13 protein-coding genes are annotated in these 13,949 nt (G+C 59.6%); 7 read left to right on the top strand and 6 right to left on the bottom strand.

Features of this window, described 5'->3' with window-relative positions; translation table 11 throughout:
- Positions 1-67 precede the first annotated feature (67 nt).
- The 4 genes from JNB89_RS01600 to JNB89_RS01615 are packed head-to-tail and all read left to right on the top strand — an operon-like array spanning position 68 to position 4,587.
- Complete coding sequence (locus JNB89_RS01600; protein WP_220360995.1) at positions 68-1,036, top strand: HlyD family secretion protein; 969 nt, start codon at positions 68-70, stop codon at positions 1,034-1,036.
- Positions 1,033-1,977, top strand: a complete 945-nt coding sequence (locus JNB89_RS01605; RefSeq protein ID WP_220360996.1) for an ABC transporter ATP-binding protein — start codon at positions 1,033-1,035, stop codon at positions 1,975-1,977. Before JNB89_RS01600 ends, JNB89_RS01605 begins: the two co-directional genes overlap by 4 nt.
- Positions 1,974-3,116 carry an ABC transporter permease gene (locus tag JNB89_RS01610; protein ID WP_220360997.1) on the top strand — a complete coding sequence of 381 codons (1,143 nt, stop codon included), beginning with the start codon at positions 1,974-1,976 and terminating at the stop codon, positions 3,114-3,116. Before JNB89_RS01605 ends, JNB89_RS01610 begins: the two co-directional genes overlap by 4 nt.
- A gap of 10 nt (positions 3,117-3,126) precedes the next feature.
- Positions 3,127-4,587 (top strand): efflux transporter outer membrane subunit, encoded by a 1,461-nt coding sequence (locus JNB89_RS01615; protein WP_220360998.1) that lies wholly within the window; start codon positions 3,127-3,129, stop codon positions 4,585-4,587.
- Between the two features lie 23 nt (positions 4,588-4,610).
- Here the strand turns inward: JNB89_RS01615 and JNB89_RS01620 are convergent, their stop codons facing one another.
- Entirely contained in the window at positions 4,611-4,997 is a 387-nt protein-coding gene (locus JNB89_RS01620) for an ester cyclase (protein ID WP_013341435.1), read from the bottom strand.
- Between the two features lie 190 nt (positions 4,998-5,187).
- On the opposite strand from JNB89_RS01620, the gene JNB89_RS01625 reads away from it, so the two are divergent.
- The gene (locus tag JNB89_RS01625; RefSeq protein ID WP_220360999.1) at positions 5,188-5,697 is read left to right on the top strand and encodes a phasin family protein; all 510 of its coding nucleotides are present in this window, start codon (positions 5,188-5,190) and stop codon (positions 5,695-5,697) included.
- A 48-nt stretch (positions 5,698-5,745) separates the two neighbouring features.
- Here the strand turns inward: JNB89_RS01625 and JNB89_RS01630 are convergent, their stop codons facing one another.
- The 4 genes from JNB89_RS01630 to JNB89_RS01645 form a co-directional block, all read right to left on the bottom strand.
- A complete protein-coding gene (locus JNB89_RS01630; protein ID WP_220361000.1) occupies positions 5,746-6,069 on the bottom strand; it encodes a hypothetical protein in 324 nt (107 codons plus the stop codon).
- The gene (locus JNB89_RS01635; protein WP_135891837.1) at positions 6,066-7,118 is read right to left on the bottom strand and encodes a sugar-transfer associated ATP-grasp domain-containing protein; all 1,053 of its coding nucleotides are present in this window, start codon (positions 7,116-7,118) and stop codon (positions 6,066-6,068) included. Before JNB89_RS01635 ends, JNB89_RS01630 begins: the two co-directional genes overlap by 4 nt.
- A 112-nt stretch (positions 7,119-7,230) precedes the next feature.
- On the bottom strand, positions 7,231-8,607 hold the full coding sequence (locus tag JNB89_RS01640) for an undecaprenyl-phosphate glucose phosphotransferase (RefSeq protein WP_220361001.1): 1,377 nt from the start codon (positions 8,605-8,607) through the stop codon (positions 7,231-7,233).
- A gap of 39 nt (positions 8,608-8,646) precedes the next feature.
- Positions 8,647-10,161: a mannose-1-phosphate guanylyltransferase/mannose-6-phosphate isomerase gene (locus tag JNB89_RS01645; protein ID WP_431026572.1), complete on the bottom strand. Its 1,515-nt coding sequence runs from the start codon at positions 10,159-10,161 to the stop codon at positions 8,647-8,649.
- 649 nt (positions 10,162-10,810) lie between these two features.
- Here JNB89_RS01645 and JNB89_RS01650 point away from each other — a divergent pair.
- Positions 10,811-12,058 (top strand): O-antigen ligase family protein, encoded by a 1,248-nt coding sequence (locus JNB89_RS01650; protein WP_013341441.1) that lies wholly within the window; start codon positions 10,811-10,813, stop codon positions 12,056-12,058.
- A gap of 75 nt (positions 12,059-12,133) precedes the next feature.
- On the top strand, positions 12,134-12,769 hold the full coding sequence (locus JNB89_RS01655; protein WP_013341442.1) for a phosphatase PAP2 family protein: 636 nt from the start codon (positions 12,134-12,136) through the stop codon (positions 12,767-12,769).
- Here JNB89_RS01655 and JNB89_RS01660 read toward each other — a convergent pair.
- The gene (locus JNB89_RS01660) at positions 12,745-13,932 is read right to left on the bottom strand and encodes a glycosyltransferase family 4 protein (RefSeq protein WP_013341443.1); all 1,188 of its coding nucleotides are present in this window, start codon (positions 13,930-13,932) and stop codon (positions 12,745-12,747) included. The genes JNB89_RS01655 and JNB89_RS01660 overlap by 25 nt on opposite strands.
- Between the last annotated feature and the right edge of the window lie 17 nt (positions 13,933-13,949).

Consider the following 13,949-nt stretch of genomic DNA (forward strand, 5'->3'; position numbering starts at 1 on the left):
AAATAGTTTGAATTCAAATTTCAATTCACCTATATTTCATTGTACTTCATTTGCGCGGGCATTACCCATGAAGCACCTTGTCACCTGGATCAGACGGCCGACCTGCGCCCTGCTTGCCGGTGCGTTGCTCACAGCATGCTCGCATCGCGAAGAGACCACATACCAAGGTTATGTGGAAGGCGAATTTGTCTATCTGGGGTCGTCGCAAGCGGGCAAGCTCGTGCAGTTGCAGGTCGCACGCGGACAAACCATCAAGGCAGACGCGCCGCTCTTCGCGCTGGAATCTGTCGACGAAACCGCTGCATTGCAACAGGCACAACAACAGCTTGCGGCGGCCCGCTCACAACTTGCGGACATTCAGACCGGCAAGCGCGCGCCCGAAGTCAACGTGAACCGCGCGCAGCTTGCACAGGCTGCGGCTAACGCCCGCAAGGCAGCGCTTCAACTCGCGCGTGACGAAGCGCAGTACAACGCAGGCGGCATTTCCAAAGCACAGCTTGACGATTCGCGAGCGAATGCCGAGGCCGCCTCGGCACAAGTTCGCGAACTCACGAACCAGGTGGCAGTCGCGCGGTTGCCCGGGCGCGCACAGCAGATCACCGCACAGCAGGCGCAGGTCGCCGCGGCCGAAGCCGTCGTCACGCAGGCCAGGTGGAAACTGGATCAGAAGCGCGTAGCGGCGCCGGCTGACGGGCTTGTCTACGACACGCTTTACAGGAACGGCGAATGGGTGTCGGCTGGAAACCCGGTGGTGCAAATGCTGCCGCCGCAGAACATCAAGGTACGCTTTTTCGTGCCCGAGACGCTGGTCGGCGCACTCTCGCCTGGCCGCGCTGTGTCTATCCACTGCGACGGATGCGCAGCGGATCTGCCGGCAAGAATCACCTACGTGTCGAGTAAAGCGGAGTACACGCCTCCGGTCATCTACAGCAACGAGAGCCGTGCCAAGCTCGTGTTCATGATCGAGGCTCACACTTCCGTTGCGGACGCAACCAGACTTCACCCCGGGCAGCCAGTAGCGGTGACACTCAAATGAGCGCCAATGCTCCCGAGTATGTGATCGACGTGCATGGTCTGAACAAGCACTTCGGCGACAAACATGTAGTCAACGACGTTTCATTGCAGGTCGCACGCGGCGAAATATTTGGCTTCCTCGGGCCCAACGGCAGCGGCAAGACAACGTCTATCCGTTTGATGTGCGGACTGCTCACGCCGGACTCCGGCACCGGAACCTGCCTCGGTTACGACATCCGCCGCGAAAGTGCGCAGATCAAGCGCAATGTCGGCTATATGACGCAGCGCTTTTCGTACTGGGAAGATCTGACCATTCGCGAGAATCTCGACTTCGTCGCGCGCGTCTACCAGATGCGCAACCGCCGGGAGGTGGTGGACAAATCGCTTGAAGCGCTCGGACTGCAAAGCCGCGCGAACCAGCTCACGGGCTCGCTGTCCGGCGGCTGGAAGCAACGTCTCGCGCTCGCGGCATGCATGCTGCACGAACCGAAACTCCTGCTGCTCGACGAACCGACGGCGGGCGTCGACCCTACCGCGCGGCGCGACTTCTGGGAGGAACTGCATCGGCTTGCCGCGCGCGGCATTTCCGTTCTCGTCAGCACGCACTATATGGATGAAGCCGAGCGCTGCCACAAGCTCGCCTATATCGCTTACGGAAAACTGCTTGCGCAAGGCACGTCAAAAGAAGTGATCGACTCGCAGAACCTCGCCACGTGGTCTATTCAGGGCGAGCATCTTAGCGAACTGTCTGAGAAGCTGCGTGCCACGCCCGGCGTCGATCAGACCGTCGTGTTCGGCGCCGCGCTGCACGCGAGCGGTCGTGACCACGCTGCACTGGAGCGCGCGCTCAGGCAAGCGACCGCCGGCACGAACCTGCGCATGGAGCCGATAGAAACCGGACTCGAAGACGTGTTCATCTACCTGATGAGCCATTCGCAAGACAACTTCGGAGCGCAATCGTGAGCGCAGTGACCGCTTTTTCGTTGACGCGCTGGTGGAGCGTAGTCCTGAAGGAGTTTCTTCAATTGCGGCGCGACCGCGTGACGTTCGCAATGATCGTCGGTGTTCCGATCGTTCAGCTTGCGCTATTTGGCTTCGCCATCAATACCGACCCCAAGCATCTGCCCACCGCTGTCATCGTTCACGACCAGAGTCAGTTCTCGCGGAGTTTCATTGCCGCAATGACCAACTCCGCATATTTCGACATTGTCGAAACCCTGCCCGACGAAGAGGCGGGTCACCGCGCGCTCGCGCAAGGCCGCGTGCAGTTCGTGATGACCATACCCGTCGATTTTTCGCGGAGGCTGCTGCGCGGCGAACATCCTTCACTGCTAGTCGAAGCAGACGCAACCGACCCGACCGCGACACACGCAGCGGTCGCCGCCCTGCCCAACCTCGTGCAGCCTGTGGCGGACAAGGACATCAAGGGGCCGCTCGCGCATCTGAACGGCGGGCAAAGCGCGTTCGGCGTTCAGGTTCATAACCTGTACAACCCCGAAGGGATAACGCAGTACAACGTGGTTCCCGGACTCATGGGCGTCATTCTGACCATGACGCTCGTGATGATGACCGGCCTCGCCGTTACGCGCGAGCGTGAACGCGGCACGATGGAAAACCTGCTCGCTACGCCGGTTCTACCTGTGGAGGTGATGACCGGCAAAATCGTGCCCTATGTTGCGATTGGGTTGATGCAGGCGTCGATCATTCTGATCGCGACACGCTTCGTGTTCCATGTGCCTTTCGTGGGGAGTCCGCTCGCGATCTATCTGGCCGCCCTGCTCTTCATTGCCGCGAATCTCACGGTGGGCATTACCTTGTCGTCGCTCGCGCAGAACCAGTTGCAGGCCATGCAGCTAACTGTGTTTTATTTCCTGCCGAATATCCTTCTGTCGGGTTTCATGTTCCCATTCGCCGGCATGCCGCAATGGGCGCAATTCATCGGCAACCTGTTGCCATTGACGTATTTCAACCGGCTCATCCGCGGGATCGTGCTCAAGGGCGACGGTTGGACGGACCTATGGCCGTCGGTATGGCCCTTGGCGCTTTTCACTGTCGTTGTCATGGCGATCGCACTGCGCTTCTACCGGCGCACACTCGACTAGGAAGACTTTTATGAAAGCACTTCTTGTTGTGTGCGCAATCGCATTGAGCGGCTGCGCAGTAGGCCCCGATTTCAGAGCCCCTGCAGCGCCAGACACACAAACGTATATGCCTCGCGCGCTCCCCGAACGTACGGTGTCTTCCGACGGCCCCAATGGCGCCTCGCAAACGTTCGACACGGCACGCGGCGTCATGCCGATGTGGTGGCACGAATTCAAGTCCGACGCACTGAACCGTCTCGTGGACGAAGCGTTGCATCAGAACCCCACGCTGGCGCAGGCGCGCGCGAGGCTCATTCAGGCGCAGCAGAATTACACAGCCCTCGCGGGCAACACACAATTTCCTGGTATCGATGCGACACTGTCCGGCGCGCGGCAGAAAGTAGATCCGGCCGCGTTCGGCATTCCGCATGTGGAGAGCGCCGGACCGTTTTCGTTGTTCGGTGCATCGGTCAGTGTTTCATACGTGTTCGACATTTTCGGCGGCAACCGTCGTGCGCTTGAGGCAAGCATGGCGCAAGTCGATTACGAGTCGTATGAACTGGATGCCGCGCGCCTGAGCATTGCAGGCAATATTGTTCCCACTGCGGTGCAGCGCGCGTCGTTGCGGGAGCAGATAGCGCTGACAGAGCGCCTCGCCGATGCGCAGGCGCAGCAATTGTCGATCACCGAGGCGCGCTTTGCCGCCGGTGGCGTTTCGCAACTCGATGTACGCAGCCAGCGTACGCTGCTCGCACAAACGCGCGCCTTGCTGCCGCCGCTTGCAACACAACTGGCGGCTGCCGATCACCAACTCGCCATTCTGCTTGGGCGCGCGCCGTCGCAAGCGGATTTCGAGCACCTCACTTTCGATAGCCTGCACTTGCCTCTGCATATTCCCCTTACATTGCCATCGGCACTGGCGCGTGCAAGGCCCGACATCAAAGCAGCCGAGGCATTGCTGCACGAAGCGAGCGCCAACGTTGGCGTTGCAACCGCCAACCTGTATCCGCAATTTGCGCTGTCGGCGGGAATCGGCTCGCAGCGCACGCGCGTCGGCGACATCGTGAATGGCCTGAACATCTGGAATGTCGGCCTGAATCTCACGCAGCCCGTCTTTCACGGCGGAGAATTGCATGCGAAGAAGCGCGCAGCCGAGGCCGCCTATGACGGCGCCTTCGCGAACTATCGGCAAGTCGTGCTGCAGGCGCTGCAACAGGTGGCCGACTCGCTGAGTGCCGTACAAAACGACGCGCGCGAATTGCAGGCTCGCACCGAGGCCGCACAGGAAGCGCAAGCGAGCCTGAACGTAGCGACTGAGCGGTACGCGGCGGGCGGTATCAGTCAGCTCGCGCTCCTGGACGCCGAACGCCAGTCGTTGCAGACCACACTCGATCGCACTCGCGCACAGGCAAACCGTTTCTCCGACACGGCTGCCCTGTTTCAGGCGCTTGGCAGCAGCGTGACAGAGACGTCCGTGGGCAGCATTCCTTGAACGGAGCGCAGCCCGTCTCGCGGCTACAGTTGCGCTTCGATAGCAGCCTTGTCGATAATCGACCACACTTGGCCGATTCGTTCGCCGCGAAATTCGTAGAACACGTTTTCGGTAAAGCTCACTGTTCTGCCGTTGACATCGAGGCCGAGGAATTTCCCTTTCGGCGAGCAATTGAATCGCAGCCGCGCCGCAACGTACGCCGGGTCGGCAAGCAGCAGTTCAATGTCGAAATGAAGATCTGGAATCTCGCGGAAATCTCGCTCGAGCATGGCGCGGTAGCCTGAATAACCGATGCGCTGGTCGTTGTAGTACACGTCGTCATGCACGAATTGCGGCAACTTCTGCCAGTCCTGTCTGTTCAGGCACGCAATATAGCCTCGGTAGATATCCGAAAGATCGGGTTGGGTCATGACAGACCTTCTACTCCTCGCCAAACAGTAGGACCGGGAAATCGCCAGCGCTTGTGCCACGACAGCAAGCCATGCTCCTGCGGCCTTCGTTCCGACATTATGCGGCTCGCTTGAGAGGAGGAATAGGCGTTGCTAAATGAATGCCTGTTGTCGCGGATTTCCTTCCACTCGCACTGAAACGGAGCACCTCATGAATGCAATCGTCCTGAACCAGCCGGATTTTCCTCAGCAGAGCCATCCAATCGCCGCCTATGAGTTTGCCGCAAAAGCCGTTGCCGGGCTTGAAAAAGTTGTCGAGCTAAACGTGCAAACGGTGAAGACTTCATTGTCCGAGCAACAGGCGCTGGTCGATGCGGCGCTTTCGGCCGCCTCTATGGATCAGATAATCGACTTGCAATTCCAGCAGGTTCCCGCCGCAGTAAAAAAGACCTGCGCCTATTGGGGACACGTCGAGGACATCGCCGTAGACATGCACAATGATTTCACAAGCGTCGTGCAGGCCAGTTTGCAAGGCTATCTGTCCAACCTGTTTTCGTTTCTGGACAGCGCTACGTCGTTCGGCATGGCTTCCAGTGGCCGCACGAATATCACGAGCCCGCTCGCGATCGAACAGCCGCCTGCTCCGCGCAACGAGCCTGTCGTAATCGTGGACAGTTCGGGCAACGTGGTTTCGTCCAGCCCCCGGACGGATCTGCACTAAGGGAAACAGGCGGCGCAGCGAGGCGGCGGCGCGCCGCCGCCCGTTATTTCAGGCACCGCGCGCCACGTCGATCAATTCCTTCACTCGCCGTGCAATGTTCGTCAGAAGGTTCGGCGACGAAGCCGGTTGTTGCTTGCGATGCGGCATGCGCTGCACATCTTCCCAGTCGCTTTCCAGCGCGCGGGCGTGACTCTCCGGCGTGAACGGCCACTCCATTGCGACTGCGCGCACCGGCGCGTCGCGACGGCCTTCGCCCGACTGCTCGATGTACGCATTGATCGCCGATGCCTCGCGCTCGGCCGCCTCTTTCGACTCTGCGGCGAGGAAGTCGTCAGGCCCTTCAATATGGACACACCACAGTTGTTCGCTCACGCGATCTTCCTTGCCGAATACTGTCGTAAAGGACCGGAATTCAGCAGTTCCCACTTCAAGTCGGAAAAACATGGGCCTTGCGTCGCCTCACTGAACTTCACGTCATTGTGCTCGCCATTCCATTCCATCACCTGAACCTTGCTGTCGTTATCGACGGTCACGTCCCACCCTATGCAGCGCGCGAACGGCACCTTGCGATGAAGATCCAGCACCGTCTCGACGCAAGCGTCGAACGCTGGCATTTTCAGGCCGGCAAACCGGACTCGTGAATCGGGATGTTCCTCAGTTGCGCCCCAATCGGTCAGAAAGCCTTGCCGGGCCAATTCGCCTGTCATGAGATCCACGGGCACACAAACCTCGTCATCGACACTGATGTGCGTATGACGCGCTCTGCCGAGGCGCAGGAACGCGGCGCGAAGGGAAGCGCGGCCCAGGTCGTCGACCGTTGTCGTTAGGCGCAGGGTGGCAACGGAGTTCGGCGCAAACGTGCTAAGCAGCGGGTGCTGAACGATGAACTTCTGGATGACGCCGTTGCCGAGCGATTTGATCCTGGCGCAGTCGAACGATGCGCGGTCGAAGAAATGAATGCCCTTGCCTTGGGCCGAACCGTCGAGCTTGAAAACGATTCTGTCGCACTCGCGAAAGACCACATTTTCGAGCTCCTGCTCAGGCACCACGACATTGCGGTCAGTGAAAAAGAGACCGTTCGCGAAGTAAGCAATGTCCGGAAAGGCGTCACAGCCGAAAATAACGCGTGACATCGGCTTCAGATTCGAGATCCGACCGTAGCCGCCCTTCATGCTCGGAACTACCACGCCACCGTAGTAGTTATCGGGAATCCAACCCTCCTTGAACGTCCCGGTAAACGCCGCATAAACGCGCAGCCAGGGCGCGTAGATCGCGTTGCCAAAAACATCGCGCGCGTAGGTGTCGGCGAGCTTCAGATTGGCGGGGTCGGGCGGCCCGTACTTCTTCTGCAATAACCGCAAAACCCGTTTTGCCTGTGCGCCATGAACCTGGTGGAACGCGTACTGCCCCACCTTTTTCATCGAACGCCTGACTACTTTTTCAACGTCGTTTAGTTTCATAGCCGCTCAGCGATCAGATTCACGTTCCGCAACTCATGCACCGCACGATCGGCGCCCCGATCCCGAGAGCGGATCAATAAGCGTTCGGATGATGCAGACCCTTGAATATCGTCGCGCAAATGATCTTGACGTCGAGCGCGAACGACCAGTTCCTCAGGTAGTACAAATCATGCGCCACACGGCCTTCCATTTTTTCGATGCGATCGGTCTCGCCGCGAAAGCCGTTGATCTGCGCCCAGCCGGTGATACCCGGCTTGATACGGTAGCGATGAATGTAGCCTGAGACAATGCCTTGATACAGGTCGTCATGTTCGAGCGCATGCGGCCTCGGGCCCACCACCGACATGTCTCCGCGCAGCACGTTGAAGAATTGCGGCAATTCGTCGAGGCTCGTGCGCCGCAAAAACCGCCCAACGCGCGTGATGCGCGGGTCCCCCCGCGTTGCCTGTTCGAGTACGCCCTGCTTCTGTTGATGCAGACGCATGCTGCGGAACTTGTAGATCATGAAGACGCGTCCGTCCGCGCCTTTGCGGCACTGCTTGAAGAAGATCGGACCGGGCGAACTCAGCTTGACCGCTATGGCGCACGCAAGCAGTATCGGCGAGACGGCGATCAATGCGACTAGCGCGAAGACGCGGTCGAACAGTTCCTTTTTCACCATCGCATTCGGCGGCAATGGCGATGCGGCCAGATTGATCGTGGGAAAGCCGAGCAATTCGGTTACGCTTCCGTCGAAGAGCGCGAGAGCACGTACGTCCGGCATGAAACGCACGTTGATCAGGTCGTTGCGAAACTCGTCAACCAGCTCGAGAATGGCACGTTCTTCAGATAGAGGCAGCGCGAGCCACACTTCGTCGACATGCTGCTCGCGCACGTACTTTGCGAATGCCGCGCGCTGCTCGAACACTGGTACGGAACTAGTCGATTCTCTCGCGGGGCGCAGATTGTAGACGGCGCTGGGCCGGAAGCCCGCGGCGGGCTCTTTCTCCATCTTGCGCAAGATCTCGTCGCAATGGTCGCCGCATGCGGCCACGGCGACTTTCTGCAGGTTCAAGCCCGCGTTGCGAACGCGTCCGAGCAGAACATGGGTCACCATGCGGCCTGCAATCATTGCGCCGCCCGCTATGCCGGTCCAATACGCGAACCAGAGACGCGACACCAGGTCGAGGCGATGCAGTGAAAACATCAACGCAAGTGCGCACGCCTGCACGATCAGCCAGCCGAGTGCCACCTGCCCCACCAGCACGCGTTTGGACCGACCACGCCACGACTGGTAGACGCCCAGCGCAGGAAACACCGCGAGCGAAAACGCCGCCGCGAAAGCGACGAAAGCCAGATAAAAATTGTGTTGAGCGAGATCGTCGAAACGGATATGAGAAGCGGCGACCGCACCGCCGAGAATCATCGCCACATCGAACAGCCTGGCCAACAGACCGGTAATCAATCGCATAGCAGACCCCTCGAACGCGCTCTGGTTCACCACCATCGATCAACCTGCACGGCCGTACTTGTCGTCGAAGCGGACGATGTCGTCCTCGCCCAGATAGGCTCCTGACTGCACCTCGATGATCTGAAGCGGCACGCAACCGGGGTTCTCCAGACGATGACGAATGCCGAGCGGGATATACGTCGACTCGTTCTCGCCAAGCAGGAATTGCTCGTCGCCACGCGTGACGAGCGCGGTGCCGCTTACGACGATCCAGTGCTCCGCGCGGTGGTGGTGCATCTGCAACGAGAGGCGCGCGCCCGGCATCACGACAATGCGTTTCACCTGGAAACGGTCGCCGTGATCGATGGAATCGTAAAAGCCCCACGGGCGCCGCACTTTCCGATGCGCTTCCGCTTCCGGCGATTTTTCTGCCTTGATTCGCGATACGAGACCCTTGATGTCCTGCACATGCGAGCGGTCGGCGACCAGAACCGCGTCATCCGTTTCGACGACGATCAGGTCGTGCGTACCGACACAGGCGAGCAACCGGCCACCTTGCGAACGTGCATAGGTTGCCGTCGCGCCTTCGAACAGAACGCGGCCGCTTGCTGCGTTGCCGCACTCGTCCTTTTCCATTGCCTGCCACACGGCGTCCCATGAGCCCAGATCCGACCAGCCCGCCTGAAGCGGCACGACTATGCCCGCGACCTGCGAGTCAGACTTGCCGAGGTGTTCCATCACCGCGTAGTCGATCGAATCAGATGGCGATTGCAGGAAGGCCTCGGCATCGGGCACGACGCAGCCCTCAGTGACTTTCGCGCCTGCGTAGGCGCGCACGCAGGCGTCGTGAATTTGCGGCTGGAACTGCTTGATAAGCGCAAGCCATACGGATGCGCGAACCACGAACATGCCGCTGTTCCACCAGTAATTGCCGGACTCGACATACTGCGCCGCGAGCTCGGGTGCCGGCTTTTCCACGAATCGTTCGATGCGATAGGCGCCATCCTCCAACGCAGCGCCGAGGCGGATATAGCCGAAGCCAGTATCGGCACCGGTAGGCGGAACGCCGAGCGTCGCAATGGCGCCTGCATCTGCATGAACCGCTGCGGTCTGGATTGCCTCATGAAGCGCGGGGAGGTTCTCGATCGCGTGGTCCGCGGGCATCGCAACGAGAATCACGTCATCGCCCCCGGAAGCTGCGGCGAGCGCAGCCAGCGTCAGCGCGGGAGCCGTGTCGCGGCGCCCCGGCTCGACGACAATGCGCGCGTTCACACCGCTTTCCCGAGCCTGTTCGAAAGTTGCGAAGTAGTGTTCAGCACCGCATACGATCACCGGCTCCGGTGTTACTGTCCACGACGGGCTGAAGTTGTCCATGCGGCTCATCGTGGCTTGCAGCAGCGTCTTGTCGCCGATTACGTCGATCAGCTGTTTCGGAAATTGTTCTCGCGAGACCGGCCATAGACGCGTGCCGGAGCCGCCTGCGAGAATGACCTGCGCGAGGGGCGGGCATTGCTGCGAGACCTCGATGCGAGCCTCGGTGGTCATCTCGCCGGCGGTTGCAAATACTTTATCCATTTATATCGCTCCTCTCCACGGAGGCCGTAGCGCGATTAATCGCATAAGCGCCGACGAACTACGCTGCACGTCGGCACTGCTTCGGTCTCACATGTGATCAATGACGGGGGTCGGCATTAACGGGCTCGGCGAGCCACGCTGTCCGCGCAAAACCAGGAATGTGCGCTGCAACTGCAACCTCTTGCGAGGAAAACCGCACACATATCGGCGTGGCGCCGGAAAGCCGATGCCACTCAAGCATTACTCGATGTGATCCATCATAGTCACCTCACGCTGCACCACAGCAATGGTGGCGCGTTCAGTTGAGGTTTTGGCCAGCGTCGTGGCATCACTGTGCGCACACACGCATTCAGGCTTTCTTCATTCGCGCGAGTGTGTGCTGGCGCGTGGAAATGAGTGTCTATACGTGGTACCTTCGCGTGGTACCTTCGCGTATTACCGTCGCGCGGCATCTTCGCGTCGTACGTTCGCGTGGCAAATTCGCGTGGTCCGTCTTCATGACAGATTGGCAATCCTTCATTCAAACGTAGGACCACGATCCTGTTCGGGCGCACCGCCATGTTGGCGCGCCGTATCCAACCACGTTGTGTTCGCACGTAATGGCACTGTCATTGCAAGCTATGCGCCATTTGTTTTTCCGGGAGTCGCAATGGCTTACATTTCGCTACTCGCACTGTTCCTGACGGTCACCAACTTCGTGCCTGTCAGCGCGGTCGGCTTGGTGCCGATCTTCCTGTACTCATGGCGCTTTTTCGGTCGGCGCTATCCGGCGTTCATCACGCCGCTCACCGCGTTGACGGCGCTTATCGTCGTCTCCACGCTGCTTTACGATCCAAAATCATTCGCGGAGTTTGAGTTCTATCGGCGCGACGGTAACTTCTTCATTTCGTATGCTCCCATTTTTGCCGGTTGCCTGTACGTGCATCGCCTCGACCTGAACAAAGTACTCCGCACGTTCTTTATCTTCGCGGTGGGCATCAATATTCCGCCGTACGCGCTGTACATCGTCGGCACCGGCTTGCTCGGCATCTTCACGAATCCTGACAACAGCTTCGGCAGCTACTTCATTGCGCGCAATGCGGCGGGTGGGTTCTTTGCGATGCTGTTCTGCCTGGGCGTGGGTTGCTATCTGCAAAAGCGCAGCATGCTGCTACTGGGGCTGCTCGCAATGAACGCCCTCATGCTGTTTTCCACCTACAGCCGCGGCTCGCTGCTCGGCGCCGCCGCGGTACTGCCGTACCTCTATTTCGGGCGCAAACGCTGGTTGCTGGCCGTGCTGATGGGCGGCCTCATAGTCGGCTCCCTTGCGGTGGCGGTGTACCACACAGACCCGACCGTGGACTACATGGGGTATCCGTTCAGCATCCACAACCAGGATGCCAAGGTGGCCAACCTCAACATCCGCTATGAGTGGCTGTGGCCGCGCGCCCTCGCCTATTTCGAGCAGAGCCCGATTCTCGGCCTCGGCTTCGGTTCGTTCGACGACCACATCGGCCGTGTCGTCTCGTACTTTCACCTGTTCGGTGCGCCGTCGGACGTTCTCGTCGAGCATAGCGATTCGCACGCTCACAACTCGTACCTGAATTTTCTAGCCGAGACCGGCGTGATCGGTCTGTTCCTGATGCTGAGCTTCTTCTGGAAACTCGTGGAATGGAGCAAGCTCGGGGCAGCCGCGGGCGCGTTGGTAGGCGGCGGTCAAAACTTCGCGGCATTTCGCTTTGTCGAGATATCGTCCGTGTGCCTGCTGGTCATGGCGGCAACCGAACACCGCCTCGTGTCTCCTTCGAATGTTCTGATCCTTTCGCTCGTCATCTCGCTGCTGCTGGCCTCGCAATCGGCCAATGCAATCTTCGCGGAGTTTCGCAGGCGGAACTCGCTCGTCCGCTCGCGCGTCTGACCATCTTCAAGCCCACCTCGATGCAGCGGGACGCCGATCTCCCGCTGCATCGACCAGACAAGAACGAGAAACCCTATGTGGACTGTATTCACCAACATAGGCGATGCGGCCGTCACTTTGCCTGTGGCGGCTGTCTGCGCCTGCTGGATTGCTTTTTTCGACATCAGGCTGGCCTGCCGCTGGATGCTAATGCTCGCAGTGGGCATTGCTATCGTGGGCGCAAGCAAGGTCGTTTATGCCGGCTGGGGCATATCGTTTCCGGCCTCTCATTTCCGCGTGATTAGCGGCCACGCGATGCTGTCCACCTCGGTCTGGATGGTAGCAATCGCACTGCAACTGAAATGGTGGCGTTTGCCGCCATTGTTGGGCATTGCGGCAGGTCTGGTGATCGGCGCACTGACCGGCATATCGCGTTTGATGGACCTTTCGCACACCGTGCCCGAAGTGGTCTCCGGCTGGATGCTCGGCGCGCTCGTCGGCCTGCTATTCCTCCACAAAGCGCTGCACGCGGAATTCGAGCGCGCGCGGCCCGCATGGTCGGCCGCGAGCGTGCTGTGCGTGTGCGTGCTCGCTTATGGGCATCAAGCGCCGCTTCAGCGGCTCATTGAAACACGCTCCCCGCAGCTGCATAGCCATGCTCACTCGATCATGGCGCTCGCCGGTCGCGTCAAATACCGCATTCAGTCTTACGAGGGTACGCTCGCCAGGTGACGTTCCTGAGCAGTACGCTCGCGTACCAGATAGGGACGAAGCTGTTCAATCGAGCTGCGCAAGAGTCGCGCGTCGATGAAGTCGGTCAGAGCGGTCTTGAAGTTTTCGGTTGAGAATCTCTCGGCGTTCTGGCGGCAATTGAGCGGATCGAACAGAGACGCATTGCGCTCGAAGCGCGTGACTGCTTCGAGCAGAGACTCCGCGGTTTGCTCGTCGAAGAACACGCCTGTTGGCTGTTCGAGAGGCAAGCCGATAACCGACTCGAGCGCGCCGCCCCGGCCGAACGCGATAACCGGCGTACCGCACGCCTGCGCCTCGACGACGGAAATGCCGAAATCCTCTTCCGCTGCGAACACGAAGGCGCGCGCGCGCCGCAAATGGTCCACCAGCACTTCCAGAGGCTGATGACCGAGTATGGTCACGTTCGGGCCGGCAATGGCCTTGATCCGCTTCATTTCCGGTCCGTCGCCTATCACTACCAGCCGGCGCTCGGGCGTCTGCGAGAAAGCACGCACGATCAGGTCGATGCGCTTGTAAGGCACCATGCGCGAAGCCGTCACATAGAAATTTTCTTTCTGCGTGCACACGGTCATGTTGTCGAGATCAACCGGCGGATAGATCACAGTGGCGTCCCGCTGATATGCCTTCCTGATTCGCCGCGCGATGAAATGCGAATTGGCCAGCAGATGATCGACGCCATTCGCCGAACGCGAATCCCAACCGCGAATGTAGTGCAGTAGCGCGCGCGCCATGATGGATTTCAGCCCCTTGTTCAGGTGCGATTCGCGCAGATACTGATGCTGCAAGTCCCACGCGTAACGAATGGGCGAATGCACATAGCTGATGTGGATCTGATTCGGTCCTGTCAGTACGCCTTTGGCCACCGCGTGCGAACTCGAAATAACGAGGTCGTAGGCCGACAGATCGAGTTGCTCGATCGCAATCGGCATGAGCGGCAGATAGGCACGATAGCGCTTACGCGCAAAGGGCATCTTCTGAATGAACGACGTGTTGACGGGCTTTCCTTTGACGCAGTCGCGGTCCTCGAGGAAGTCGACGATCGAAAAGATGTCCGCTTTCGGAAAGCACTCGATAATGCTTTTCAGAACCTTCTCAGCGCCGCCCGAAACCACTAGCCAATCGTGAACAATAGCGACTTTCACTTCTACCTCCTGTGAGA

It is taken from the genome of Paraburkholderia phenoliruptrix (assembly GCF_019511605.1).
GTDB lineage: Bacteria > Pseudomonadota > Gammaproteobacteria > Burkholderiales > Burkholderiaceae > Paraburkholderia > Paraburkholderia phenoliruptrix_A.